25 protein-coding genes, 1 tRNA gene and 1 pseudogene are annotated in these 24,810 nt (G+C 69.5%); 10 read left to right on the forward strand and 17 right to left on the reverse strand.

The features are described 5' to 3' along the window. Positions 1 to 5 precede the first annotated feature (5 nt). The 3 genes from ACI2L1_RS05955 to ACI2L1_RS05965 all read left to right on the forward strand — a co-directional run bounded on the left by ACI2L1_RS05955 (position 6) and on the right by ACI2L1_RS05965 (position 1,187). Positions 6 to 203 (forward strand): hypothetical protein, encoded by a 198-nt coding sequence (locus tag ACI2L1_RS05955; RefSeq protein WP_404738062.1) that lies wholly within the window; start codon positions 6 to 8, stop codon positions 201 to 203. Positions 204 to 472: 269 nt separating this feature from the next. Continuing rightward, a tRNA-OTHER gene (locus ACI2L1_RS05960) sits at positions 473 to 576 on the forward strand. 68 nt (positions 577 to 644) lie between these two features. After that, complete coding sequence (locus ACI2L1_RS05965; RefSeq protein ID WP_404738063.1) at positions 645 to 1,187, forward strand: phosphoribosyltransferase family protein; 543 nt, start codon at positions 645 to 647, stop codon at positions 1,185 to 1,187. A gap of 3 nt (positions 1,188 to 1,190) precedes the next feature. Here ACI2L1_RS05965 and ACI2L1_RS05970 read toward each other — a convergent pair whose 3' ends face one another. From ACI2L1_RS05970 to ACI2L1_RS06010, 9 genes and pseudogenes are all read right to left on the reverse strand, one after another. Continuing rightward, positions 1,191 to 1,988 (reverse strand): HAD family hydrolase, encoded by a 798-nt coding sequence (locus ACI2L1_RS05970; RefSeq protein WP_404738064.1) that lies wholly within the window; start codon positions 1,986 to 1,988, stop codon positions 1,191 to 1,193. Beyond that, positions 1,985 to 3,262: a serine--tRNA ligase gene (gene serS, locus ACI2L1_RS05975; RefSeq protein ID WP_404738065.1), complete on the reverse strand. Its 1,278-nt coding sequence runs from the start codon at positions 3,260 to 3,262 to the stop codon at positions 1,985 to 1,987. Before serS ends, ACI2L1_RS05970 begins: the two co-directional genes overlap by 4 nt. A gap of 520 nt (positions 3,263 to 3,782) precedes the next feature. Then, positions 3,783 to 4,715, reverse strand: coding sequence for a prephenate dehydratase (pheA, locus tag ACI2L1_RS05980; protein WP_404738066.1), 933 nt, complete (start codon positions 4,713 to 4,715; stop codon positions 3,783 to 3,785). A gap of 68 nt (positions 4,716 to 4,783) precedes the next feature. Then, positions 4,784 to 6,001 (reverse strand): annotated as a pseudogene (efeB, locus tag ACI2L1_RS05985) (iron uptake transporter deferrochelatase/peroxidase subunit); the annotation flags it as partial. Between the two features lie 662 nt (positions 6,002 to 6,663). Then, a complete protein-coding gene (locus ACI2L1_RS05990) occupies positions 6,664 to 8,637 on the reverse strand; it encodes a copper resistance CopC/CopD family protein (protein WP_404738067.1) in 1,974 nt (657 codons plus the stop codon). A gap of 13 nt (positions 8,638 to 8,650) precedes the next feature. Continuing rightward, positions 8,651 to 9,139, reverse strand: a complete 489-nt coding sequence (locus ACI2L1_RS05995; protein WP_404738068.1) for a copper chaperone PCu(A)C — start codon at positions 9,137 to 9,139, stop codon at positions 8,651 to 8,653. Next, positions 9,136 to 9,792 carry an SCO family protein gene (locus ACI2L1_RS06000; RefSeq protein WP_404738069.1) on the reverse strand — a complete coding sequence of 219 codons (657 nt, stop codon included), beginning with the start codon at positions 9,790 to 9,792 and terminating at the stop codon, positions 9,136 to 9,138. The genes ACI2L1_RS05995 and ACI2L1_RS06000 overlap by 4 nt, the downstream gene beginning before the upstream one ends. Positions 9,793 to 9,870: 78 nt before the next feature. Next, the gene (locus ACI2L1_RS06005; protein WP_404738070.1) at positions 9,871 to 10,608 is read right to left on the reverse strand and encodes a YcnI family protein; all 738 of its coding nucleotides are present in this window, start codon (positions 10,606 to 10,608) and stop codon (positions 9,871 to 9,873) included. Positions 10,609 to 10,753: 145 nt separating this feature from the next. Next, positions 10,754 to 11,569, reverse strand: coding sequence for a hypothetical protein (locus tag ACI2L1_RS06010; RefSeq protein ID WP_404738071.1), 816 nt, complete (start codon positions 11,567 to 11,569; stop codon positions 10,754 to 10,756). Between the two features lie 230 nt (positions 11,570 to 11,799). Between ACI2L1_RS06010 and ACI2L1_RS06015 the strand changes: the two genes are divergently transcribed. Then, complete coding sequence (locus tag ACI2L1_RS06015) at positions 11,800 to 12,240, forward strand: ATP-binding protein (RefSeq protein WP_404738072.1); 441 nt, start codon at positions 11,800 to 11,802, stop codon at positions 12,238 to 12,240. A 108-nt stretch (positions 12,241 to 12,348) separates the two neighbouring features. Here the strand turns inward: ACI2L1_RS06015 and ACI2L1_RS06020 are convergent, their stop codons facing one another. Together ACI2L1_RS06020 and ACI2L1_RS06025 are read right to left on the reverse strand one after the other, a co-directional pair. Then, complete coding sequence (locus ACI2L1_RS06020) at positions 12,349 to 13,692, reverse strand: tyrosine-type recombinase/integrase (RefSeq protein ID WP_404738073.1); 1,344 nt, start codon at positions 13,690 to 13,692, stop codon at positions 12,349 to 12,351. Continuing rightward, the gene (locus ACI2L1_RS06025; RefSeq protein ID WP_404738074.1) at positions 13,685 to 13,993 is read right to left on the reverse strand and encodes a helix-turn-helix domain-containing protein; all 309 of its coding nucleotides are present in this window, start codon (positions 13,991 to 13,993) and stop codon (positions 13,685 to 13,687) included. The genes ACI2L1_RS06020 and ACI2L1_RS06025 overlap by 8 nt, the downstream gene beginning before the upstream one ends. Before the next feature lie 467 nt (positions 13,994 to 14,460). Between ACI2L1_RS06025 and ACI2L1_RS06030 the strand changes: the two genes are divergently transcribed. The 4 genes from ACI2L1_RS06030 to ACI2L1_RS06045 all read left to right on the forward strand — a co-directional run bounded on the left by ACI2L1_RS06030 (position 14,461) and on the right by ACI2L1_RS06045 (position 19,022). After that, positions 14,461 to 14,694 (forward strand): helix-turn-helix transcriptional regulator, encoded by a 234-nt coding sequence (locus ACI2L1_RS06030; RefSeq protein WP_404738075.1) that lies wholly within the window; start codon positions 14,461 to 14,463, stop codon positions 14,692 to 14,694. Between the two features lie 679 nt (positions 14,695 to 15,373). Then, positions 15,374 to 16,543 (forward strand): DUF3631 domain-containing protein, encoded by a 1,170-nt coding sequence (locus ACI2L1_RS06035; protein ID WP_404738076.1) that lies wholly within the window; start codon positions 15,374 to 15,376, stop codon positions 16,541 to 16,543. 396 nt (positions 16,544 to 16,939) lie between these two features. After that, complete coding sequence (gene mobC, locus ACI2L1_RS06040; RefSeq protein WP_404738077.1) at positions 16,940 to 17,341, forward strand: plasmid mobilization relaxosome protein MobC; 402 nt, start codon at positions 16,940 to 16,942, stop codon at positions 17,339 to 17,341. A gap of 4 nt (positions 17,342 to 17,345) precedes the next feature. Continuing rightward, the gene (locus tag ACI2L1_RS06045) at positions 17,346 to 19,022 is read left to right on the forward strand and encodes a mobilization protein (protein WP_404738078.1); all 1,677 of its coding nucleotides are present in this window, start codon (positions 17,346 to 17,348) and stop codon (positions 19,020 to 19,022) included. Here the strand turns inward: ACI2L1_RS06045 and ACI2L1_RS06050 are convergent, their stop codons facing one another. From ACI2L1_RS06050 to ACI2L1_RS06075, 6 genes are all read right to left on the reverse strand, one after another. After that, entirely contained in the window at positions 19,023 to 19,361 is a 339-nt protein-coding gene (locus ACI2L1_RS06050; protein ID WP_404738079.1) for a DUF6087 family protein, read from the reverse strand. Between the two features lie 31 nt (positions 19,362 to 19,392). Continuing rightward, positions 19,393 to 20,580, reverse strand: a complete 1,188-nt coding sequence (gene tgmC / locus ACI2L1_RS06055; RefSeq protein WP_404738080.1) for an ATP-grasp peptide maturase system methyltransferase — start codon at positions 20,578 to 20,580, stop codon at positions 19,393 to 19,395. Then, positions 20,570 to 21,532 (reverse strand): ATP-grasp ribosomal peptide maturase, encoded by a 963-nt coding sequence (tgmB, locus tag ACI2L1_RS06060; protein ID WP_404738081.1) that lies wholly within the window; start codon positions 21,530 to 21,532, stop codon positions 20,570 to 20,572. The genes tgmC and tgmB overlap by 11 nt, the downstream gene beginning before the upstream one ends. Positions 21,533 to 21,537: 5 nt before the next feature. Beyond that, positions 21,538 to 21,840, reverse strand: coding sequence for a putative ATP-grasp-modified RiPP (gene tgmA / locus ACI2L1_RS06065; protein WP_404738082.1), 303 nt, complete (start codon positions 21,838 to 21,840; stop codon positions 21,538 to 21,540). A 123-nt stretch (positions 21,841 to 21,963) separates the two neighbouring features. Continuing rightward, on the reverse strand, positions 21,964 to 22,278 hold the full coding sequence (locus ACI2L1_RS06070) for a hypothetical protein (protein WP_404738083.1): 315 nt from the start codon (positions 22,276 to 22,278) through the stop codon (positions 21,964 to 21,966). A 41-nt stretch (positions 22,279 to 22,319) separates the two neighbouring features. Continuing rightward, positions 22,320 to 22,736 (reverse strand): ATP-binding protein, encoded by a 417-nt coding sequence (locus ACI2L1_RS06075; protein ID WP_404738128.1) that lies wholly within the window; start codon positions 22,734 to 22,736, stop codon positions 22,320 to 22,322. Positions 22,737 to 22,986: 250 nt separating this feature from the next. Between ACI2L1_RS06075 and ACI2L1_RS06080 the strand changes: the two genes are divergently transcribed. Next, positions 22,987 to 24,240, forward strand: a complete 1,254-nt coding sequence (locus tag ACI2L1_RS06080) for a helix-turn-helix domain-containing protein (protein WP_404738084.1) — start codon at positions 22,987 to 22,989, stop codon at positions 24,238 to 24,240. Then, positions 24,225 to 24,755, forward strand: coding sequence for a GNAT family N-acetyltransferase (locus ACI2L1_RS06085; protein ID WP_404738085.1), 531 nt, complete (start codon positions 24,225 to 24,227; stop codon positions 24,753 to 24,755). The genes ACI2L1_RS06080 and ACI2L1_RS06085 overlap by 16 nt, the downstream gene beginning before the upstream one ends. Positions 24,756 to 24,810 lie beyond the last annotated feature (55 nt).

The raw sequence follows: 24,810 nt of genomic DNA on the forward strand, positions 1-24,810 counted from the left end.
CGGGCATGGCAGACGACTGGGACGACCTCGTCCTGGATGAGGACTTCATACGGTCCGCCGAGACGAACGAGCCGTCTGCCAGGGCCCGTACGCTCGCTGCGCGCTGGCGCCGGGAGGCACCGGAGCCGCAGCCCTGGCGCTCCGACGAGCCGCCCGCAGGGTGGTTCTTCAGCAAGCGCCGACGCCGGTGGCGGCGCGGCTAGCATCGAACACACGGCCGCTTTAAATCGGTGGCGCCCAACTCGTCGTGCAGGCAGAGTGGTTGTGTCCACACCGCCGGACGACGGTTCGGCGCCACTTTCTGGGAGAGGAGCCGGGCGATGTCCATGCACGACAGTACGTCCAGCTCCCGTCAGGGCAGCCAGCGGAGGACTCCGGTGTAGTTACGCCGCCGTCGAGTTCACCCCGCAGGACCTGCCCGGGGCGGCCGCTTCGAGCACGCGATGTCGCTCTCGCGTGAGGCCGCCCACCCGGAGGATTGGCCGAGTGGTAAGGCACTGGCTTGCGCTGTGTTCATCAGAAGCGAGCCGTGGTCGGGTCTGAAAACCCGCGCACGTTCGATCCGTGCATCCTCCGCAAGACGTTGTCACTGGGACTTGGCCGGGCTTTCTCGGCCGGCGTACGCCAGCCAAGAAGGGCCGGAGTTGACCAGGACCGCACACGACCTCGTACTCGAACACTTCACGTGGCTCGGTGGTCACGCCGACGTGTGGGCGGTGTTCCGGGACGCCGAGGCCCTGGAGGCGGTCGTGAAGGCGCTCGCCGAGCCGTTCCGGGACGCCGGGATCACCGCGGTCTGCGGTGTCGAGTCCCGGGGGTTTCTGCTTGGTGCCGCCACGGCCGTCGAGCTGGGAGTCGGCTTCGTGCCTGTCCGCAAGGGCGAGGGCCTGTTCCCCGGCCGGAAGAGCCAGCGGACCACCGCACCGGACTACCGCCGGCTCCGGCACCGGCTCCGGCTGCAGCGGAACTCCGTGCGGTCCGGCGACCGGCTGGTGCTGGTCGACGACTGGATCGAGACCGGGCAGCAGGCGGCCGCTGTCCGGGACATGGTCGAGGAGCGCGGTGGCGAGTGGGCCGGTTGCAGCGTGATCGTCGACCAGCTCGGACCGGAAGGCCACATACCGGCGGGACCCGTGCGCGCGCTGCTTTCCTTCGACGAGCTTCCGGCCCAGCCGGACGCCCCCTAGGCGTCAGCCCAGCATCCGCTCCACGACCTCCGCGATCCCGTCCTCCTCGTTGGAGGACGTCACCTCGTCGGCCACCGCCTTCAGTTCCTCGTGCGCGTCCGCCATCGCCACGCCGTACGACGCCCAGGCGAACATCGGGATGTCGTTGGGCATGTCGCCGAAGGCGATCGTGTCGGCGGCCTTCAGGCCCAGACGGCGGGCCGCCAGAGAGAGGCCGGTCGCCTTCGACAGGCCCAGCGGGAGCAGTTCGACGATGCCCTCGCCGGCCATCGCGACGCTGACGAAGCCGCCCGCGGCCTGCTGGGCCGCCTCGGCCAGCTCGTCGTCCGACAGCTCGGGGTGCTGTATGTAGATCTTGTTCAGCGGAGCGGCCCACAGGTCCGCCACGTCGGTGAGCGGAACCGACGGCAGCGCGCCGGTCACCGTGTATCCCGCTCCGACCAGCACCTCCCCGTCGAGACCGCCCCGGCTCGCCGCGAGGTACAGGGGACCCACCGCGGCCTCGATCTTTGCCAGTGCCACCCCGGCCAGCTGCCGGTCCAGGGTCACCGACGTCAGCAGACGGTGCTCGCCGGCGTCGTACACCTGCGCGCCCTGTCCGCAGACCGCGAGGCCCTGGTAGCCGAGGTCGTCGAGGATGTGCCGGGTCCACGGGACCCCGCGGCCGGTCACCACGATGTGCGCGGCTCCGGCGGCCGTGGCCGCCGCGAGCGCGGAACGTGTGCGCTGCGAGACCGACTGGTCGGAGCGCAGGAGCGTTCCGTCGAGGTCGGTCGCGATCAGCCGATAGGGGAAGCTCACTTGGCGACCGGCTCCAGCAGCTCCCGGCCGCCCAGATACGGACGCAGTACCTCGGGCACCCGCACGGAGCCGTCGGCCAGCTGGTGGTTCTCCAGGATCGCCACGATGGTTCGCGGTACGGCGCACAGCGTGCCGTTGAGCGTCGCCAGCGGCTGGACCTTCTTGCCGTCGCGCATCCGGACGGCGAGGCGGCGGGCCTGGAAGCCGTCACAGTTGGAGGCCGAGGTCAGTTCGCGGTACTTGCCCTGGGTCGGGATCCACGCCTCGCAGTCGTACTTGCGGGAGGCGGAGGCGCCCAGGTCGCCCGAGGCCACGTCGATGACCTGGAAGGGCAGTTCGAGGCCGGTCAGCCACTGCTTCTCCCAGTCCAGGAGCCGCTTGTGCTCGTTCTCCGCGTCCTCGGGGGCGACGTACGAGAACATCTCGACCTTGTCGAACTGGTGCACGCGGAAGATGCCGCGGGTGTCCTTGCCGTAGGTGCCGGCCTCACGGCGGAAGCACGGCGAGAAGCCGGCGTAGCGCAGCGGCAGCTTGTCGGCGTCGAGGATCTCGTCCATGTGGTACGCGGCGAGCGGCACCTCGGAGGTGCCGACCAGGTAGTAGTCGTCCTTCTCCAGGTGGTACACGTTCTCCGAGGCCTGGCCGAGGAATCCGGTGCCCTCCATGGCGCGCGGGCGGACCAGCGCCGGGGTCAGCATCGGCGTGAAGCCGGCCTCCGTGGCCTGGGCGATCGCCGCGTTGACGAGCGCCAGCTCAAGGAGCGCACCCACACCCGTCAGGTAGTAGAAGCGCGAGCCGGACACCTTGGCGCCGCGCTCGACGTCGATGGCGCCCAGTGCCTCGCCGAGCTCCAGGTGGTCCTTGGGCTCGAAGCCCTCGGCGCCGAAGTCGCGGATGGTGCCGTGCGTCTCCAGGACGACGAAGTCCTCCTCGCCGCCGACAGGGACGTCGGGGTGGACGAGGTTGCCGAGCTGGAGGAGGAGGCGCTTGGTCTCCTCGTCGGCCTCGTTCTGTTCCGCGTCGGCCGTCTTGACGTCGGCGGCGAGCTGGCCGGCCTTCTGCAGCAGCTCGGCCTTCTCGTCGCCCGAGGCCTTGGGGATGAGCTTGCCGAGCGCCTTCTGCTCGGAACGCAGCTCGTCGAAGCGGACGCCGGACGACCTGCGCCGCTCGTCGGCAGACAGGAGGGCGTCGACGAGGGCGACGTCCTCTCCACGGGCGCGCTGGGACGCGCGCACTCGGTCGGGGTCCTCACGGAGCAGGCGAAGGTCAATCACGCGGCCAAGGCTACCGGTGCGGGGTGAGGGCCCACGACTCACTATTGCGAAACACGGTTTACATACCGTTATGCGGCAATTGCGCACTGTGTCAATAAAAGGGGCCTCACTCCCCGGGAGGGGTCATGATCGCGGCGCCTGGTTGACTCGACTCCCTTGTGGGGAACGGGATTTGGGCCGTAGTTGTCCACAGGGATCCACACCCTCCAAAGAGTTATCCACAGGGTGTGCGGAAGGGCTGTGGATTTCGGAATCGATCACTCCGAAACTTGGGGATCGCGGTGCGGATTCACGGTGCAAACCCCTGCTTACCCATGCTTTCGAGTGGAAAGTGGTCGCCTCAAAGGATTGCACAACGGGAAACAGTGGACGAAGGGTGATGTGCGCGCCGGTGGCCACGGAAGAGGTCGTGGGGCCGATTTGTCGACAAGGTGGCCATGGCCTGTCGACTTGTCCCCAGGTCGAGAACCAGGCCTGTGGATAACTCCTGTGGATAACTAAAATCGGCAGGTAAGACCGGTCAGAAACGGCCGTCCTGGCACCGCGCCACCCAGTCCGAGGCCGCCACGAACGCCTCGTCCGATGTGCCGGTGAGCGGCACGCGCATGTCCGCGGGTTCGCTGTCCGCACGCGGGTACGAACCGAGGAAACGCACCTCGCGGCAGATCCTCTTCAGGCCCATCAGGGCGTCCGCCACCCGCCGGTCGGTGATGTGCCCCTCGGCGTCGATGCAGAAGCAGTAGTTGCCGATGCCGGCGCCCGTGGGCCGGGACTGCAGCACCATCAGGTTGATGCCGCGGGTGGCGAACTCGCCGAGCAGATCGCGCAGTCCGCCGGGGTGGTCGTCGCGCTGCCACAGCACGACGGACGTCTTGTCGGCGCCGGTCGGCGCGGCGGGCCGGGCCGGACGGCCGACCAGTACGAAACGGGTCTGCGCGTTCTCCGCGTCGTGGATCTCTGTCTCCAGCGCCTCCAGGCCGTACCGGGCAGCCGCGAACTCGCCGGCGAAGGCCGCGTCGTACTGGCCCTCCTGGACCAGCCGGGCGGCGTCCGCGTTCGAGGCGGCGGACTCCCAGTGGGCGTCCGGGAGGTGCTTCTTCAGCCAGTTGCGCACCTGCGGCTGGGCGGCCGGGTGGGCGGAGACGGTCTTGATGTCCGTGATCTTCGTGCCCGGCCTGACCAGCAGCGCGAAGGTGATCGACAGCAGTACCTCGCGGTAGATCATCAGCGGGGCGCCCGCGACCAGCTCGTCGAGAGTGGTGGTGATGCCGCCCTCGACGGAGTTCTCGATCGGCACGAACGCGGCCTCGGCCTCACCCGCGCGCACCGCGTCCAACGCGGACTGCACCGACACATACGGGATCAGCTCCCGGGTCGCCGTCTCGGGAAGCGTCCGCAGGGCGACTTCGGTGAAGGTGCCCTCAGGGCCGAGATACGCATAGCTCGCTGGCATGACCTCACCCTAATGGCCCTTGCGGAGGCCGACGTACTTCTCTCACGACCGGGTGAATCAGCGTGACCTCACCCCTCCAGCAGACCCTGCCCCACGTACTCCCCTTCCGCCGCCCCGCCCGGCACCGCGAACAGCCCGCTCGACTCGTGCCGGATGTACTGGGAGAGCGCGTCACCTCGGTCGAGCTTGCGCTGGACGGGGACGAAACCGCGCAGCGGGTCCGCCTGCCAGCAGACGAACAGGAGCCCGGCGTCCGGCACTCCGTCCGCGTCGATGCCGTCGTGGTACGAGAACGGGCGGCGGAGGATCGCCGCGCCCCCGTTCTGGTCGGGCCGGGTGATCCGGGCATGCGCGTTGACGGGGACCAGCAGATCCCCGTCGGCGTCCGTCTTCTCCAGATCCATCGCGGTCGTCTCGGTGCCCCCGGACAGTGCGGCGCCGTTCGCCTTCCGGCGCCCGATGACGGCCTCCTGGGCTCCCAGGGTCAGCTTCTCCCAGTCGTCCAACAGCATCCGAATCCGTCGTACGACGGCGTAGGAGCCGTTCGCCATCCACGACGGGTCCTTCGAGACGGACGCCGGAACGAAGATCCGCTCGTCGAAGTCGGACTCGCTGGGCTTCGGATTGCGTGTGCCGTCCAGCTGACCCATGAGGTTGCGGGCCGTCATGGGGTGGGCCGTGGCTCCCGGCGTGCGGTTGAAGCCGTTCATCTGCCAGCGGACCTTCGCGGCGCCACCGGCGTCCTTCTGGATCGCGCGCAGGGCGTGGAAGGCGACCAGGGCGTCATTGGCGCCGATCTGCACCCACAGATCGCCGTTGCTGCGTGCCCTGTCGAGGTGGTCGGAGGAGAAGTCGGGCAGCGGGTCGAGGGCGACGGGTCGCTGTTTCTCCAGCTCGGTCCGGGAGAAGAAGCTGTGCCCGAAGCCGAAGGTCACCGTCAGGGAGGACGGCCCCGCGTCCCGGGCGACATCCGTGTCGGCGGACCCCACGGCCTCCCCCGCCATCAGCCGCTCCGCCGTCCGAGACCAACGGCGCAGCAGCGCGGCGGCCTCCTTGCGGCCCGCGCCCGCCGACAGGTCGAAGGCGACGAGGTGGCCGCGGGCCTGGAGGCCCTCGGTGATTCCGGGTTGATGTTTCCCGTGAAACATCGCCGCGTCGCTGCCCACGGAGGTCAGTGGAGTCGCCTGGACGGGCGCGGCCGCGTATCCCGCGGCCGCGCCCGCCGCACCGAGCACGAGGCCGGTGGCACCTGCGGTACCGAGCAGAGCGCGCCGCGAGATGCCTCCGGCGGTGGAGCCGGTTGCCTCGTGGCCGCGCGGCGGGGAGGGGCTCTCCGGGGAGGAGTTCTCCGCGGAGGCGGCGGCCTTGGGGTTGGCGGTCCTGGAAGTGGCTGCCCTGGATGAGGCGACTTGAGAGGTGCCGGTCTCGGAAGCAGCGGCCCTGGATGTGGCGCCCCTGGAAGAACTGGTAGCGGAGGTACGTGCCTTGGACGGCCGCGCCTTGGTAGGGGCGCCGGGTTTGGAGGGCGCATCCTCCTTGGGCGCACGCCCGACCGGGGCGCCGGGTTTGGACGGCGCGCTCTTCTCGGGTGCACCCTCGGCCGTGGTGCCGGGCTTAGAGGGCGCGCTCTTCTCGGGTGCACCCCCGACCGTGGTGCTGGGCTTCGACTGTGCCCCCTTCTCGGGTGCACCCCCGGCCGAGGCGCTGGGCTTCGACGGCGCGCCCTTCTCGGGTGCGCCCCCGACCGTGGTGCCGGGCTTAGAGGGCGCGCTCTTCTCGGGTGCGCCCCCGCCCGCGGCGCTGGGCTTCGACGGCGCCCCCTTCTCGGGTGCACCCCCGACCGGGGCGCTCGGCCTCGACGGCGCGCCCTCCTCGGGCGCACCCCCCTCCCCGGAGTCGCCCCCTTCGGTGCCGGCGGTGGGAATGGACTGGTCGGACATGGTGCGGTTCAGCCGATCTGCGCGTTCTTGGAGACGGTCGTCTGGTCGATGTCGGAGGTCCGCACGGTCACGGCGACCTTCCAGTCACCCGCCATGGGGATCTGCACGTTGCTCGCCGACCAGTGGCCGGTGGCGATGTGGTCGGGGGTGATGGTCAGCGGCCCGATCTTCTTGGTCTCCAGGGTGAGGGCGACCTTCACCTCGGGGATGTCGAAGGCACGGCCGTTGGTCCGCTGGACGTAGACGTGCATCTCGTTGCCGCCCACGCGCGCGGGGTCGAGGTCGATGGTCACGACACCCTTGCCGTCCGTGCCGCCGGTGTCGAAGGACATGTCCAGGGTCAGCGCCCCGGAGGAGTCCGAGGCGTTCGAGGAGGACGATGAGGACGAGGAGGAGGCCGCCTTGGCCGCCTTGGCGTCCTCCTCAGTACGGCCGGGCTCGGTCTGCGTCAGCACGGTCGTGACGGCCAGCAGGACGACCGCGACCCCCGCCTCGGCGAGCACCGAGCGGCGCAGCCCGAAGCGGTTCGGGTCGGCGTCCCGGGAACGCTGCTGCCGGGCCTTGTCCATCGCGGCCTGCTGCCGGGCGAGTTGAGCGGACCGCTTGGAGCCGCCGGCGCTCTTCGAGTCGGCGCCCTTCGAGCCGTCGGCACCCTTGGAACCCTCCCCCTTCGAACCCGCTCCCTTGGCCTTCCCGGCCCCGGAGGCGTTCGCCGTCACCCGCTCTCTCTGCTGCACCCGCTTGGCCCGCTGCACCACCGTGTCCGCGAGCTGCGCGGTCCACCGCCGTGAGATGTACGCGATGCCGACCAGCAGCGCCACCAGCCCGATCTTGACCAGCAGCAGCTGTCCGTACGTGGTCTCGGTGAACGCCGACCAGGAGCCGAGCTGGCGCCAGGACTGGTAGGTCCCGGTCGCGACCAGCGCGACCACGCTGCCGAAGGCGACCTGGGAGAACCGTCGTACGGCGGCGGACTCGATCGGCGCGTCCGAGCGGTACAGGGCGACGAGCAGCGCGGTCAGCCCGCCGAGCCAGGCGGCGACGGCGAGCAGATGGACGACGTCGACAGGCATGGCGATGCCCGCCTGGAGCCCGACCGAAGCGTGCTCGGCCATCGCCCAGCTCGCCGCGAGCCCGGCCGCGACGACGGTCCCGCCGATCGCGAGGCCGAAGGTGAGGTCCCGCTTCTCCTCGTCCTCGCGCTTGTCGTACGCCCCGAAGAGCACGGAGATGAACAGGGCCGCCGCGGCGAGCAGCAGCAGCCGGGAGACGAGAGCCGCGCCCGTCTTGGTCTGCAACACGTTCCCGAGCAGGTCCATGTCGAAGATGTCCCCGACCTTCCCGGAGCCCGTGTAGGAGCCGCGCAGCAGGAGCAGCAGCAGGGTGGCCGAGGTGATCGTGAGCCATCCGCCGACGACGAGCCGCTGCATGGGCCGCACTCCGGCGCCGCGCTGCCAGCAGGCGAGCACGAAGGCGGCGCCGCCGACCAGGACGATGAAGCCGGCGTACGACATGTACCGGCCGAAGCCGTACAGCCAGCCGACGACCCCGCCGCCCGCCGTGCTCCCGGAGACCGAGACGGAGGTGGTCGAGGGGGCGCCGACGGAGAAGGTGTAGGCGCCGGCGACGGGATGGCTGTCGGCGGAGACGACCTGGTAGGTGACGGTGTACGTGCCGTCGGGCAGGCCGCTGTGGACCTTCACGGCGTACGTCGTGCCGCTCACCTCGAACGGCTTGCCCTGCTGGACGGCCTTGCCCTTGGGGTCGAGGACGCGCAGCGAGTCGTTCGACAGGGCGACCTTCTCGGAGAAGGTCAGCGAGACCTGGTCGGGCGCCTTGTCGACCACCACCCCCTGCTGGGGGTCGCTGCCGGTGAGCGCGGCGTGCGCGGAGGCCGGTCCGGCCGTGGTCAGCAGCAGGCCGCAGACGGCCAGGAGCAGCAGCACCAGGGTCCGGACGCGGGGGGCGATGGTCTGCGTCAAGGTGATCCCTCCCTCAGTGTCCGGTCTTCGGGACGTATGTCGCCGACTTCACCGGCATCTTCACGACGACGGGGTCGGACTGGGCGAAGTGCAGTTCGACGGTGACGGTTTCACCCTGCGTCGGCTTGCGCTTCAGCTTGTCGAACATCAGATGGTTGGCGCCGCTTTTGAACACGAGTTGACCGTGGGCCGGGACGGCGAGGCGGGACACCTGTTCCATCGTGCCACCGGTCGTCTCGTGCATGGTGACGTCGCCGTCGCCGCTGGTGACCGAGGTCAGCTCGTCCTTCGCGCCACCGGAGTTGGAGATGGTGAGGAACCCGGCGGCCATGTCGGCGGAGACGGGCTGCGGGATGTAGGCGCCGGAGACGGTGAGGCCTCCCGAGGAGCCGTCGGAGCCGTCGGAGCCGTCGGAGTCGGAGGAGCCCGAACAGCCGCTCAGGACCAGGGCCCCGGCGAGGACGGCGAGAGGTACGGCCGCCGACACGGTCGTACGCCTCACGGGTTCTGCCCATTGATGATCTTGGGCAGGTCCTTGGTGTAGTCGTCCACGGTCGCGTCCTCGCCGTAGAGGACATACCCCTTGTCGGTCTTCGGGGAGAAGGCGACGACCTGGGTGCCGTGCACCGAGACGGTCTTGCCGGTCTTCTTGTCCTTGTGGGTCGGCTCGATGGAGATGCCGAGGGTGCGGGCGCTCGCCTGGATGGTGGCGAAGTCGCCGGTCAGGCCCACGAACTGGGTGTCGATGCCCTTGAGCCACTTGCCGAGCTCGGTGGGGGTGTCGCGGGCAGGGTCGGTGGTGACGAACACCACGGTCAACTTGTCCTGCTCGGACTTGGGCAGCTGCTTCTTCGCGACGGCGATGTTGTTCATCGTCAGCGGGCAGATGTCGGGGCAGTGGGTGTAGCCGAAGTAGATCAGGGTGGGCCTGCCCTTGGTCGCGGCCCGCAGGTCGTACTTCTCGCCCTTGGTGTCGGTCAGCACCAGGTCCGGCTTCTCGAACGGCTGGTCGAGGACGGTGGCGGCCTTGTCCGAGCCGGCCTCCTCCGAGACCACGGAGACGGGCGAGGAGCTGTCGTCACCGCTGCCGCAGGCGGAGAGGGTCAGGGTGGCGGCGGCGAGCAGCGCGGCCGCGGCGAACGTCTTCTTGCGCATTTCAAAATGTCCCAGATGTAAGGGTTTTGGTGTGCGTCGGGGCCCCGTACGACCCCGGCGCGCATCCGTGAAACAGGGTCAGGCGTCGCTGCGCCGACGGCCGGCGAGCACGCCGTACGCCACGCCCATGGCGCCGACGACGATGCCGACCACGCCGAGGACGCGGGCGGTGGTGTCGCTGCTGTCACCATCGGCGACCTCGGTGGTCGCGGCGGCGTTCTCGGTCTTGGCGTCCGTCTCCTCGGCGGCCGTCGAGCCGTGGTGTCCGTCCTCGGTGGCCGCGGACAGCGCGAGCACGGGAGCCGGCGTCTCGGGTTCCTCCGCGCCGTCCTCCTGGACCTCGATCCAGCGCACGACCTCCTTGTTGGAGTACGTCTGGATCGCCTTGAAGACCAGTTCCTCGGCGTCCTCGGGCAGGGCGCCGATGGAGACCGGGAACTTCTCGAAATAGCCGGGCTGGATGCCGTTCGCCGCGCTGGTGGCGGTCCAGGTCACCTTGGTGACGGCCTCGGTGATCTGCTCTCCGTGCAGTTCGAGGGGCTTGGCGAGCTTGGACTTGGTGACCTCGATCTTCCAGCCGGCCATCGGCTCCGGCATGACCGAGGCGAGCGGGTGGTCGGTCGGGAAGTTGACCTCGAGCTTGCTGGTGGAGGCGTTGTCACGCTCGTTGGGGACCTTGAAGTCCACGACCGCGTAACCGCCCTTGGCGGCGGTGCCCTCGGCGGCCACGCTGACGTGCGCGAAGGCGGGGGAGGACAGGCCGATGACAGCGATGGCGGCGACGGCGGCCGTGGCGGCGAGACGAGAAGCCTTCATGAAGAGCACTCCGCTTCGAAAGGGGTTCCGGTGGTTCCGGTGAAGAGAGATACGCGTGCGCACACGCGCGTGCCGCACGACGGCGGCCCCTTTTTCACGTCCCTCGGCAGTCGTCCCCGGGAAGTGGAGTGGCGGTCGCGTCGCGTCAGGCGGCGAGAACGAGCACGGCGGCGGTCGGCGGGCCGCGTCGGATCACCGTGTGCTGGAGTGCCGCGGTACGCGGTCGGGGCGGCGCGGGCGACGCCGTCAGCGGCACCCGCGGCACGCCCTCGGGCGCCCCCGGCAGTCCGGCACGCAGGGCTCGCACCAGCGCGAGCGCCGCGCGCAGGGACCGTACGAGCGCCCCTTCTGTGACCACCTGCGCCGAGCAGGTGGACAGCTCGGCGAGCCGTAGCAGCGCCAGGTCCCCGCGCCGCAGCAGCCAGCCGGCGGCGACGGCCGCGAGGACATGCCCGAGGATCATCGGCAGGGAGGGCAGCGCGGAGGCCCCGGTCATGGTCTCCGTCGCATGGTGCGTCGCACCCGTCGTACCGGGGTGGAGCCCTGCGTCGGAAAGGATCTTCTGGGCCTGCGCCGGGCTGATCGCCGCGGCGGTGGTCCCGCACAGCAGGCGCGCGGCCTGCTGGACCAGCGTGGCGTCCGACGTCGACTGCGCCGAGGGCATCGACGTCATGGACGCCATCGCCGTCGTACCGTGCTGCCCGAGTCCGAACAACACGTGCAGCACGGTCTGTCCGACGGCGAGCAGCGTCGCGATCCCCGGCAGTGAGCGCTCGCGACCGGCGAGAGGTGCCACGACCAGGACGGCCCCGAGGAACCCCGCGCCGAGCGTCCACAGCGGCACGGTGGCGCAGGAGGCGATCGAGTGACCGGCCGCGGCCAGCACGACGCAGACCGCGGCGAACATCGCGGCCCGCAGAACCCGGAGATCCCCTCCGGAGCGCGCGTGGGGGGCAGTCATGGCGGGCTCATCATCGCACTGGCCTTATGGGCGCCATACGGCAGGTCCACAAGATGACGTACGGGGTGTACGACCGGAAGGTCACTTCTGGTGCACGCTGCCCCACATACACCCATGAACGCCCCCCGCACACCCCCCGTATGGGCGGCATCACGTCAGCGATGTGCTTACGGCCGGGCATGCGTGGCAATACGTAACGGTATGTCGAGCCGCGGCCGGGAGGCTGGAGCATGAGCATCTGGTGGTCACTCCATCTGCGGCGTGAGGCTGCGAGCGTTCCGCTCGCCCGGCGCCTGCTGCTCGGCACCATGGAGACCGCGGGGGTGGACCCGGACATCTCCTACGACCTCTCCCTCGCCCTCAGCGAGGCCTGCGCCAACGCCGTGGAGCACGGCGGGGAGAGCGGCCGACAGGATTCCTCGGCGGCGTACCGGGTCACCGCCTACCTCGACGGCGAGAAGTGCCGTATCGAGGTCACCGACTCGGGCCCCGGCTTCCCACCGGTGCGCCCCCGCCCCACCCTCATGGAGGCGGAGAACGGCCGCGGCCTCGGTCTCATCCGCGAACTCGCCGACCACGTCCAGATCGGCAACAAACCGGGCCGCGGCGCCGTGGTGAGCTTCGACAAGATCCTCAAGTGGCGGGAGGATGCACCGCTGGTGGCGGTGTAGCGCTGTTGGTGAGCGCTCAGGGGTGGGGGACCAGGTCGCTGACCTGGTGAAACGGCCCTTTCCTGGGTCGGGCGCAGATCGCTGTGCGCCGCAGTCCAATGGCCGTGGTCAGGCCGCGAGGGCACAGGCAGGGCACATGCCGGAAGGTTTCGTCTCCCCGGGTGTGCCCTCGGCGTTCGCGGGTGCGGGCGGGGTGGCTCCTGTGCCCGAGTGGCCCGGGTGGGCGAGCGCCGCATCCATCGCCCGTCGCGTGCGCGACTCGCTGTTCGGCATCAGGTGCGTGTACGTGCGCAGCGTGAAGCCGGCGTCCGAATGGCCGAGGTACTCGGACAGCGCCTTGATGCTCTCGCCCGCGTCGAGGAGGACGGACGCGTAGGCGTGGCGGTAGGCGTGCATCCCGTCGTCGGGCGCCGCGGCGAAACGCGGGGAGCCCTTTTCACGGGGCGGGATGACGCCGGCGGTGGCGAGGGCCTTCTTCCAGGGGTACTGGTTGAAGACGCCGCGGTGGTACGCGCGCTTCTGTGCGTCGGTGAAGAGCAGCCGGAACGTGCGCTCCTCGCCGTCGGGTTCGGCCCACGGCAGCGTGACCTCGACCGGCGGGAACTCCTTCATGTGGGCCTTGAGCGCCTCGGCGAGCGCATCCGGCAAGGGGATCGTGCGAAGCCGGTTGCCCTTGGGCAGGGCGAACACCATCGTCGAACGGACCAGCTTGATCTGCCGGTTGACGTGGACCACGCCGCGCTCGAAGTCGATCTGGTCCTCGGCGAAGCCGAACACCTCGCCCTGCCGAAGCCCGCAGCCGAAGGACAGCTTCCCGCCGCACCGGAAGCGCGGAGGCAGCGCGGCCGTCACCGCGTGTACGCGCTCCAGGCTCCAGGGGATGATCTTCTTCTTGGTCACGGTCGGGAGCTTGACCGAGCTGGACTTGCAGGGATTCCGGGGCAGCAGCCCGTCCTCCACGGCAGCGTCCAGGACAGCGGAGAGGACGGAGTTGATCCAGCCGATGGTCGATGCCTCCAGGCCCGCGCTCTGCAGCTTCTTGACCCAGCCCTGGATCAGGGAGGGTCGGTTGAGAGCCCGAATCTCCAGGTGGCCCAGGTGCGGCTCGATGTGGTTGCGAACGACGCCCTCGTACGCGTCTCCCGTGCCCATGCCGACGCTCCTGGCATCGACCCACTCCCCGGCGTAGGTCTTGAGCGTCTTCTTGCCGGCGTTCGGGTCGATGTACGTCCCTTCGTGCAGCTTGGTTTCGACTGAGGCGGCAGCCTTCTCTGCGTCGATCTTGCGCTCGAAGTTCTCCTTCCGCTGCTGGCCGAGGTGGTCGCGGTAACGGACCTGCCACCGCTTGCCCTTGCCGTGGTCGGCGGTGGGGACCTTGCCCTTGTGCTCCGGGCACTCCTCCTCGTCGGGCTTCGGGAACGTCTTGTGCCAGCGGTCGTACACGTCAGCCAAGAAGGGCCTCCTGGAGGTGGTTGAGGGTCTTTGGGGCGGTGTGGGACACCGAGGGCCCCAGGGGCAGGAGGGCTGCGGGGGAGATGCCGAGTGCGGTCGCGATGGCGACGAGGTCGTCGATGTCGCAGCGGCGGCGGGCGCGTTCGGTGCGGCTGAGGGCCGTGTTGGTCATCGGGCGACCCAGTGCGGTGCAGCGGGCGGCGAGTTGGTGCTGGGTCAGGCCGCGGGCGAGGCGTAGGTGCTCGATAGCGCGGGCGGCGTGGAGGCCGACGGGGCCTATTTCGACAGGTCGGGTTGCCATGACAGATAGCTGTAACTTGCACTCGGGCGCTGTGGCAAGAGTTAGTTCTTAAACTCTCCAAAAGTCGTTCCGGAGCGAAGTGGTGTTCGTCTCATCGAATTCCGGTACATCACAAGTCTTTTCAGCGAGGAGGCCGTGCTACCTTCCCTCCGCGCCTCAGGGATGGGCGATTTGAGTGGCTATGGGGAGTGGTGTCTGGTGGGTTTCCCGTGCCACTCCCGACTGCCAGGTGCCGCCTCTGAGCTGCGGAGGTACCGGATTCCGGCACCTCTGCCGGTCGCTTCGGCTCAGAAAATTTTCGGCTTCCGTGGGAGCGATTTCGGCAACCGGGGATCCGCCCTTACTGTTTTGGTCTTCCCCGGCCACGCCGAGAGAAGTAGCCGGGAGTTCCAGAACCCGCTCTGGACGTTTCCCCGGGCGGTGTGGCCGTATTGCCAAAGCCCGCCACCCAAAACCCCGATCCCAATATGGAGACCTCATTGCCGAAGCACTCCTCGCGCCTTGCCGGCGCCGAGCGTGACCAGCTCGCCACTCCCGCCGACGTGGCCACGTACCTCGGGGTGCCGGTGAAGACCCTCTACCAGTGGAAGTACCGGGGCACCGGCCCCAGCGTCCACAAGGTCGGCCGTCACCTGCGCTACCGCTGGCGGGAGGTGGACGCATGGCTGGACGCCCAGACGTCGTACGACCTCACGGCCTGACCCCGCCCCTGACGCGGACAACGAAGCGGCCCCCGGCGCGCCAACGCCGAGGGCCGAAGACTCCCCTGCCGAATGCCCATCCCTGAATGAACGAGCTGGTGAGGGGCGGGACCTTGCCCGTCCTGCCCCTCACCGGAGAGGAACGCCTATGGCGGACTCTACGTCCCCCAGCACCCCGAACACCTCCCCGACGGGCTGGCCCACTCCCGCGGTCCCCGGCGAAGGCGTCCCCTGGCGCCGCAGGGATCCGGTGGACACACCGTCCCCGGCGTCGGGGACCGTCGAGCATTCGGCGGATGTGGAAGCCCACGGGGACCGTCCCCAGCCGTCTGCCGATGCCGCCGTGGGGGACCGTCCCCGCGACGTGCTCGCTGCCCGGTCCCCGCACGTCCCGGTCCCCGTGGCGACATCCGGCGCAAACCCGCAGGTCAGCGGCACCAACATGGGGACCGGTCCCCAAGAGGCTGCAGTTGCACCAGGGGACCGCAATGGGGACCGTGAGCACGGCCCCCGCAAGTCGCCGGGGACCGACAGCCCCGTGGCGGGAACCGCCCAGCAGGAGGGGACCGATCCCGCCGGCGCACGGGGACCGGATCACGGGACCGGCTCCCGGCCTCCTCGGGGACCGGCAGACCCTGGGGAACGGGGTTCCGGTGAGGGTGCGGAACTGCTGGATGAGTTGCGGGCGGCGATCGGCAAGTACGTGGTGCTGCCCAGCGAGGAGGCACTGACCGCAGTCACGCTGTGGGTGGCGGCCACGCACATCCAGACCGCATTGCAGCACGCGCCCCGCCTGGCGGTGATGAGCCCGACGAAGGGCTGCGGCAAGTCCCGCGTCCTGGACGTGCTGCACGAGACCGTGTACAAGCCGATGATGACGGTGAACACCTCCCCGGCGGTCATCTTCCGCGTCATCGGCAAGAACCCGCCCACCCTGCTGGTGGACGAGGCCGACACCATCTTCGGCCCCAAGGCCAGCGACAAGGAGGACCTGCGCGGCCTGCTGAACGCGGGCCATCAGCGCAACCGGCCCGCCTGGCGGATCTCCGGACCCGAGCACAAGCCCACCCCGTATCCCACCTTCGCCATGGCGGCGCTCGCGGGCATCGGCGACCTGCCGGACACGATCACGGACCGGGCGGTCGTACTGCGGATGCAGAAGCGCAAGCCTGGCGAGAAGGTCGCCCCCTTCCGCTCGCGGTACTCGGCGCCCGAACTCAACGCGCTGCGTGACCGGCTGTCCGCCTGGCTGGGCCCGTTGCGCGGCACCGCTGGCGGGATGGTGCCGGCGATGCCGGTGGAGGACCGGGCCGCGGACACGTGGGAGCCGCTGGTCATCATCGCCGACCTGGCCGGCGGCCACTGGCCCGCGAGCGCCCGTGCGGCCTGCGTGGCGATGACCCGCCACGAGGCGGTCCAGGACGAGCAGACCAGCTTGAAGACGCGGCTGCTGCGCGACATACACCGCATCTTCGAGGCGCACGGCAACCCCGAGGCCCTGTCCACCCAGACTCTGGTCGCCGACCTGATCCAGGACGCCGACGCGCCCTGGGCGGAGTACGGCACCAAGGGGTTCAACGCCTACCACCTGAGCAACCTGCTCCGCGACTTCGGCATCAGTCCCGCCAACTACCGGTTCGACCAAGGCAGACAGGCCAAGGCGTACGCCCGTAACCGGTTCCTCGACGCCTGGGCCCGCCACTGCCCCGGTCTCGCCGAGGCGGCGCCCGAGCCCGTGCACGACGCCACGCCCGGGCGCCTGACCCAGGACAAGCCACCCACGGCCCCGACGGGCTCGCTGCCCATCGGCCCGCCTGGCAGCCCCGCCGGGCCTAAGCGCGCCCGCTAACCCGCCTCCCCCTGGGATCCGTATCACTGCGTCGCATCCGTCCCCGCGCAGGTCAGCGCGGGGACGGATGTCCTTGCCGGGACGCACTTCTCCGTACCGGCCCAACTGTCCGTACCTGTGCTGACCAGGCATGCGACGGACGCAACGGACGTGACACAGCACCGCCCCACCTAATCGCCGGAGAAACACTCCATGCACGAACAGCACCAAGAACTCCCCACAGCTCAGCAGCGGATACCCATCCCCGCAGCCCCAAACGGCACAGCAAGTTGTCGGGTAAGGAGTCCTTACCCGGCCTCCGCCCTGGAGGGGGCGGAGGCATCCGGCGCAGGGGCACCGGAGCCGGTCGGGCTGGGGGAGCCGACCGAGACAGGGGGTAACGAGCCGTCATCGAGCGTGCCCCAGCAGCCCGCGCCACGTCGCCGTCTGCGTGACAAGCAACTGCGCCAGCGCCGAGTCCACCCTCGCTACAACGAAGCCGAGTTCGCCCTCGTCCAGAACGCCGCTGCCCTGAGCAGCATGGCGCTTGGTGGCTATGTGGCCGAGAGCTCGCTCGCTGCCGCCCGCACCGACGATCCCACTGCGGCGGTAGCCGACTACCGAGCCATGGTCAAGGCACTGATGGCCGCCAACCGGCAGCTCGGCGGCATCGGCAATAACCTCAACCAGCTCACCTGGCACCTCAACAAGGACGGCGCCTGTCCCCACCCCGATACCGTCCAACATCTCCTGGATCGGGTGGAGGCGTGCATCGCCGAGCTGGACGACGCCGTCGCCCAGATCACAGAGGGGCGGTGAGCCATTGATTCCGAAGATCATCCTAGGTAAGGGCCCATACGCCACGCGCCGCACGATCGGCTACCTCTTCGGCAAGGGCCGGGCCAACGAGCACATCGACCCGCACCTGGTGGCCTCCTGGAACGACTTCGCCCCCGACCCCGGCCGCAGCCCCCACCGCGACCCGAAGAAAGTGGAGGCCCAGCTCGCCGCCCAGCTCGACCAGCCCGTGATGATGCTGGGCGACAAGGCACCCAAGTACACCGTGTGGCACTGCCCTGTCCGTGCCGCGCCCGAGGACCCGATCCTCACCGACGCCCAGTGGGCGGACATCTCCCGCCGAATCGTGGCCGCCGCCGGCATCGCCCCCGAAGGCGACGAGGAAGCTTGCCGATGGGTGGCCGTCCGCCACGCCGACGACCACATCCACATCGCCGCCACCCTCGTACGTCAGGACGGACGCCGCCCCCAACGCGATTACGACCAGCGCGCCGTCCAACGCGAAGCCCGCAAGATCGAAGCCGACTACGGGCTGAGGCGGTTGAAGCCGGGTGACGGCACGGCAGCCAAGCGCCCCACCAGCAAGGAGCACTTCAAGGCCAAGCGCCTGGGCCAGGACGCCACCTCCCGCGAGATCCTGCGCCTGCGTGTCCGCCGCGCGATGGCCGCCGCCACAACTGAGGCCGAGTTCTTCGCCCTGTTGGAGGCGACCGGTGTGAGTGTCCGGCCGAAGACGGAGCCGTCCGGAGACGTCACCGGCTACAGCGTCTCCCTGCCCGGCGACGTCAACAAACAGAAGCAACCCATCTGGTACGCCGGTTCCACCCTTGCCGGCGACCTCTCCTTGCCCAAGGTCCGCCAACGCCTCGCCACCACCGCACCCGAGCCGGCCGCAGCCCGCCCAGGCAGCCCCTGGCATCAGGCCACCGCCGCCGCCGAACGCATCCCCCACCACCTCACCTACAGCAATGAGGAAGTGGCCCAAGGACAGCTGGACGCGCTCGGCGGAGCTCTCGATCTGCTCCCACTAACAGCTCCTGCCGCAGCCCGCGCCGAACTCGAAAAGGCCGCCGTCGCCTTCGAGCGTGCCACCCGCTCCCGCGTCGCCGCCGACCACGCCAGTACCCGCGTCCTGCGCCGCAGCGTCCAGGCGATATGGAAGGAACCTGTACGGCACGAGGATGGTGCCGGACTGGCGATGCTGCTGGACGTCGCGCTCACCGCGGTCGCCTACGCCATGCACTGGCACCGGACCCGCCAGCACGCCCAACAGCAGGCGGCAGCCGAACAGACGCTCATCCACCTGCAGGCCGCGTACGCGCAGGTCGCCGAACCGGTCCTGGCCGCACTCGCCGGCCGGACACCCAGCCTGCAGACGAAGCGCCGCTACGCCTACCACCTCCAGCAGGCAGTACCGGAGCACGCCGAAGGCATCGTCAACGATGGTGCCTGGGATGCCCTCGCCACCGTGCTAGCCGAGGCGGAGGCGGCGGGCCACAACGCGTCCGCCATCCTCGGCCAGGCGCTCAGCCTGCGCACCCTGGAGGACGCCCGCAGCCCTGCTCGCGCTCTCACCTGGCGCGTTCGCCGCCTCGGCGAACGCCACGCACCTGGTCCGCACGCCCAAGCGTCCAAAGTCCGCCACCCCGCGCAGCGCCCCACGGCTCCGCCTGCGCAGGAGTCTCGTATTCGGTCGCGCTGATCAGGCCGGTGCCCGCCCGTCGCCGTGTGTGCGAGGCGCCTGGGGCTTGCGGTGCTTGCCGGTGCCGGTGCCGGTGCCGGTGCCGAGTGGCTTCGGCACCGGCCCGGGAGCCGGGGGCTCTTTGGTCTCCGCGTAGATGATGGCCTTTGCTTCAGCCAGGTTGGCCGCGAATCCGTGCGGCTCCCAGGAGTGCCCGTTCCACCGCTCGATGGCCCGTGGCGCCTCCGGGCGCAGATGCGATCCCCTGGGGCCGTTGCCGGGGACGACAGAAACGGCGCGCAGTCGGCCGATCTTCGCGTCGCGGCGTTCCGCCCAGTCCTTCAGCGGTTCGTCGTCCATCGTGGCGTTCCTCGGATCGGCGGTGGTCGTCTCAGGAGGGTAGCGGCCACTGCGGGCCGTTCGGGTTCCCCAGCCAGACCACCTGGGCGTCGCGGGAGACCGTGACGCCGAACGCGGCGCTGCCTGGTGACCCGTACTCCTCCCAGGTGGCCACCGCCGTCTCGACCGCGTCCCAGAGGCGACGCGGGCCGCCCTGGCGGACCTGCCAGCCGCTGTCGGTGGGGGCGAGCACGGCGAAGGAATCGGTCACGCCGTCCAGCACGAACGTGCTGACCGGGCCGCCGTCGACCGGCATGGAGAAGAAACGGGCGTCGGGCACCGCGAGCTGCGCCATGAAACCCGGACCGGAGCTGGTGAGGACGCCTGGCCCATACGTGGCTTTCCGCGTCGTTCCGTCGTCAGGTCCCGGAATCATGCCGAGGCTCTCCGGCGCGTCCTGCTGCCGGGCGATCATGAAGCTCGGATCGTCCTCGCTGAACCAGCCGCTCGCGCTGCCTCCTGTGACGATGAGCTTGACCAGTCCGAGGGAGCGCATCCAGCCGCGCAGGGTGGTGAGGATGATGCCGCCCGGCAGCACTTGCTGCAGCCAGGCGGGCGGGATGGTGCGGAAGCCGCAGGTGGCGATCAGACGGTCGTAGGGGGCTCCGTCCGGGTGGCCGACGCGGCCGTCCCCCACTACCAGGTGAGGGGCATAGCCGCATTGGGCGAGGGCCTCGTGGGCTCGGCGTGCCACCTTCTCATCCGTCTCGATCGAGGTCACGCTCTCGCTGCCAAGGCGGTGGCACATCAGCGCGGTCGAGTAGCCGGTGCCGGTGCCGATCTCCAGCACGGTCATGCCCTCATGCACATCCAGGTCTTCGAGCATCCTGGCCACGAGGCTCGGCAGTGTGGACGACGAGGTGGGGGTGGTGTTGCTGACGGGGTGGGGATCAGTCCAGTCGATGTCCCGGCCGTCGAACTGGGTCATCCAGGTCTCGTCGGTGTAGACGAGACGGAGCCATTCCGCGTGGCCGGCGGTCGCAGGGGTGACCGGCTCCCACGTCGTGACGCCGGGGGCGTCGCTCTCCCGATAGAAGCGCGGGATGAAGACGTGGCGGGGCACGTTCTCGACGGCGGCCCGCCATTCGGGGGATCTCAGCCAGCCGCCCTTCTCCAGGTGGTCGGCGAGCTGTCGCCGCAGGCTGACCGCGGCCGTCTCGAGATCAGGGTCACTGGCCACGGAGTCCTCCTTCCAGGAGATCGGCGAGTGCGGCGGTCATGGGCAGACCGGTCGGCGGCTCCATCCATGCCCATTGTCCGGAAGGGTTGCACTCGATGAAGATCCACTCTCCGGAATAGGTCAGGGCGAAGTCGAACGCCCCGAAGACGAGTCGGAAGTGCTTGAGGTAGGCGCGCATTGCTCGTTGGACCGTGGGTGGCGCGGCGACGGGCGTGTAGGTGTGGGTGCCGTAGTCGGTGCGCCAGTCGAGGAGGCCGGAGTCGATCCGCACCGCGAAGATCTGCTCGCCGATGACCGTGACCCGGATATCCGCGCTCTTGTCCACGCGCTTCTGGAAGAGGTGCATGGTGCCGGCCACGGAGTCGTCGATCTCGTCGGCGGTCACCTCCGTCACCGGTAAGGTCTGGGACTTGCCGTCAACCAGATAGAGCGGCACCGAGATGGGTTTGAAGATGACCCGACGGTGCTCCTTGATGAAAGCCCGTGCGTCGTCGGGAACGTTGGTGATCAGCGTGGGTGGCAGCACGAAGCCGGCCGCCGCTGCGGCGGCGAGCCCGGCGGGCTTGTACTCGGCGTCTCCGATGCGGTTGGGGTGGTTGACGTACAGGCAGCCCGGCAGCGAGGTCAGGACGCCGCCCAGTCCATAGCGGGCCTGGGCCACGGCGAACCGTTCGTCCTGCCGGTCGAGGTGCGAGAACGAGAACCCGGAGGGGCGGCGGTAGTACATGGCCCGCACGGCGCCCAGTTCTGCACGTCGACTGGGAGTCTGCATGCTTCCCCGCCAGCCGCCGGTGCCGCCGATGGAGGCGGAGCACGACAGGGTGGCGGGGAAGTCACCGGAGTCGAACCGCAAGACCGGGACGCCCCGGTCGTGCAGCTCGGCGATCACGATGTCCGCGGTCGGGTCGTCGAGGTTCGTGACGACCAGGACCGGGCGATCGTCTTTCGTCACCGAAATCACTGGTCGGTGTCGTTGCCCGTGTCGCTGTCCGGGGAATCGCTGTTGCGGTCCCCCTGGCCCGTCGTGCCGGTCGGCGGGTTCGTGCCCGAGGACGTGCCATGCCCCGGGGCCATCGTCCGCACGCCGGAGGCGTCGAAGTACCGGGCGGTCTGCGTCGACGCGTCCAGCTCCACCCTCGCGTAGTCGGGTCCCTCGACGGGCGGGTAGGGAGCCATGCGACGAAGACCCCAAGGGGCGACTGTCAGATGCCCCTGCGGCAGCGGACTACCGGTGGGGAAGCGATCCACGTAGTTGAACACGGTCTTCCTCTCTGATTGTGCGGAAAGCGCTGTGTCGCGACTTCCTTGCTCGCCCGCCCGGCCCCCGGACATCGAGGTGCCCAGCGGGAGTTGTGAGGCGCCGGTGCTGCGTTTCCAACGGGGTCAGACAGACGTGAGGACTTGTCGCCGGAGCCCCTCAAGCACGCGCACGAGGAGCGACACCTCTGGCTCCCTCGACTCGGCCGCGGCTCGGCCCTCCTCGTACCAGCGGCCGAGACGCCGCCGGTACTCGATCTCCGCCTGTCTGACCTCGGCGCGGATTTCACCGAGCGCAAGGTCCGACTCCAAGTGCAGCCGAAGGAGATCCGCAGGCGTGATACGCAGGGGTTCGGCGGAGATCTCGGCGTCGGGGTCGCTCGTCGAACGGAAGGGAACGAGGGTGAGTTCGACGCACGCCTCCGGGCTGGGATCGTCCATCAGTTCCTCGGCATGCATCAGCCGTAAGGACACCCGCGGCCTCAGCATTCGGCCGGCACTTCCACCTCGGCCCACACGACCTTGCCCCAACGCTTGCGGTCGTAGCCCCATCTCCAGCTGAGGGCATCGACCAGGAGGAGGCCGCGGCCCTCCTCGGCGTCATCATCGGGGCTACCGACCTCCGGCGTGTCCCGGCAGGTGTCGGCGACGCCGATACGCACCACGCCTTCGGTCGGACGTGTGACCAGGACACGGACGCTGCGGCACCGCGTGTGGTCGATGGAGTTGTTGACGAGCTCGGCCACGATCTGCACCCCGACCTCTGCCAACTCGCCTATGCCCCAGGTGTTCAGGACGGCGGAGACGAGCAGGCGGGCCCGGCGAGCGGATTTCGGTTCGCACGGCATCGTCTCGGTGTAGCCGGGGGTGCCGGTCGCAGTAGGTCGGGCGGCGGTCATGGTCACAGGAACATCCCTCCGGGGTGGACGCCCGCCCCCGCGACGGGGTGGCGCCGGGGCGGGCTCTCCTCCATGCCGTCGAGGATGGGGGAAATCAGGACCTCGACGGCCTGATACCGAGTCAACGACCTGCAGCCCGAGGGGAACAGGAAAGGTCGGGCTTCCATCGGCCGTCCCGAACCGGAAGACTTTGCGTTCCCGTGACCTGGGGTCTGGTTCGGTCGGTGACCGCCGGTCTACCGTCGGAGGCATGGGAGCGAACGTCATCCTCAAGAGCCGGATGGACGAACTCGGGCTCACACAAGACGAATTGGCTGGTCGGATGAACGCCGCGCTCGCGGAGATCACCGGTAGGCCCGGCGATGTCTCTGCCCGCACGGTCCGCAACCTGCTGAACGGTTCCTCCCGCCGCCCCATCGGACGGACGTGCGCCGCTCTGGAGCGGGTGTTCGGATGCCCTATCGGGGATTTAGGGTTCAGGGCACCACGTACCATGCAGCACCCTCAGGAGGACCCCGTGCTGCGTCGCACCTTCCTCACCTCGGCCACCGGCACCGCAGCCGCCGCCGTTCCCCTGGTGGCCCAGCGTCGAGCCGTCGGCATGTCGGACGTGGCGCGGGCTGCCGCCGGGATGAACGCCCTCGTCGAAGCCGACGACCGTCAAGGCGGGCACAGGGAGTTGGAGAAGGCGGCGATGAAGGGACGTGACGGCGTACTGGAGCTGCAGCAGCGGAACGCCGGCGAACGCGTCCGTAGAGCCCTGTATGGGCTGGCCGCCGAGTACACCACCATTGCGGCCTGGTCCTGCATCGACGCCCGAAACCTCGATCAGGCCCAGACCTACTTGAACGAATCCGCCACGTACGCCGGCCTCTCTCAGGACGGCCCCACCGAGATGCGCGTGTGGGTCAACTTCTCGATGCTCGCCTACCAGCGCCAGAACTGGCCCGAAGCGCTCGCGGCGGCACAGGCCGCGCAAGTCTGCGCGGCAGCGCGGCGAGACCCGTTCTTCGATTCGCTGGGACGTGTCCGTGCCGCCCTCGCCTACGCGGGACTCGGGGACGGGCGCGCGGGCCTGCGGTCCCTCGGAGCCGCCCAGGACACCTTCACCAAGGTGGGGAAACGCGAACGCCCGCGTTGGACGGCCTTCTACGACCAGGCCGAGCTCGACCACCTCGCCGCCATCGTGCAATTCCGCAGCGGACGCCACGCCCACGCCGAAGCGATGGCCCACCGCGCCCTGGCCAAGATCCCGAATGCCTTCCGGCGCAACCGGGCACTCGCGACCGCCCAACTCGCCCTGGCACAGCTCCACCAAGGCGAAGCCGAACAGGCCACGGCCACCGCCGCCGACGTCTTCACGATCATGGACAGTGACCCTCTGCCCGGCCGCATGCGCACGCTCATCGGAGACTTCCACCGGGGCCTGTTCGCCCTGGCCCCCTCCGCCTCCTACGCACGAGACTGGGCAGACCGCATGCGAACCGAATGGAGCCGAGCGTGACCGACATGCGTCACTTCCAGCACGGGAACCTCCCCGAGGGCTTCCGGCAGATGCTCATCGACGTACACGCCGACGCCTACGCCGACCAGATGGACGACCCCTTCCACCAGCGCTTCGCCTGGTTCGTCGACCACTGGACCGGCATGGACGGCTTCTCCTGCGTCGTGGCCTACGACGGCGGCGAGCCGGTCGGCTTCGCCTACGGGGCCCCACTCGCACCCGGCCGGGAGTGGTGGCGCTCCACCGACTACGAGCCGAACAACGGCTACTCCTCCACCTACGCGGTTTCTGAGGTCATGGTGCGTCCGGGCTGGCGCAAGCAGGGCATCTCCGAACGGCTCCACGAAGCGCTGCTGAAGGAGCGTACGGAGGACCTCGCCGTGCTGCTGGTCGACGTGACCCACCCCAAGGTGCAGGCACTGTACGAGGCGTGGGGGTACGCCAAGGTCGGCGAGCAACAGCCGTTCGCCGACTCGCCGGTGTATGCGGTCATGGTCAAGGAAATTCGGGCCTGATCCTCTCTCCGGTCAGTTGGCCTGCCCCTGGCTTATTGCGTGGTGGGAGGAGCGA

Source organism: Streptomyces sp. NPDC019531, assembly GCF_044903305.1.
GTDB lineage: Bacteria > Actinomycetota > Actinomycetes > Streptomycetales > Streptomycetaceae > Streptomyces.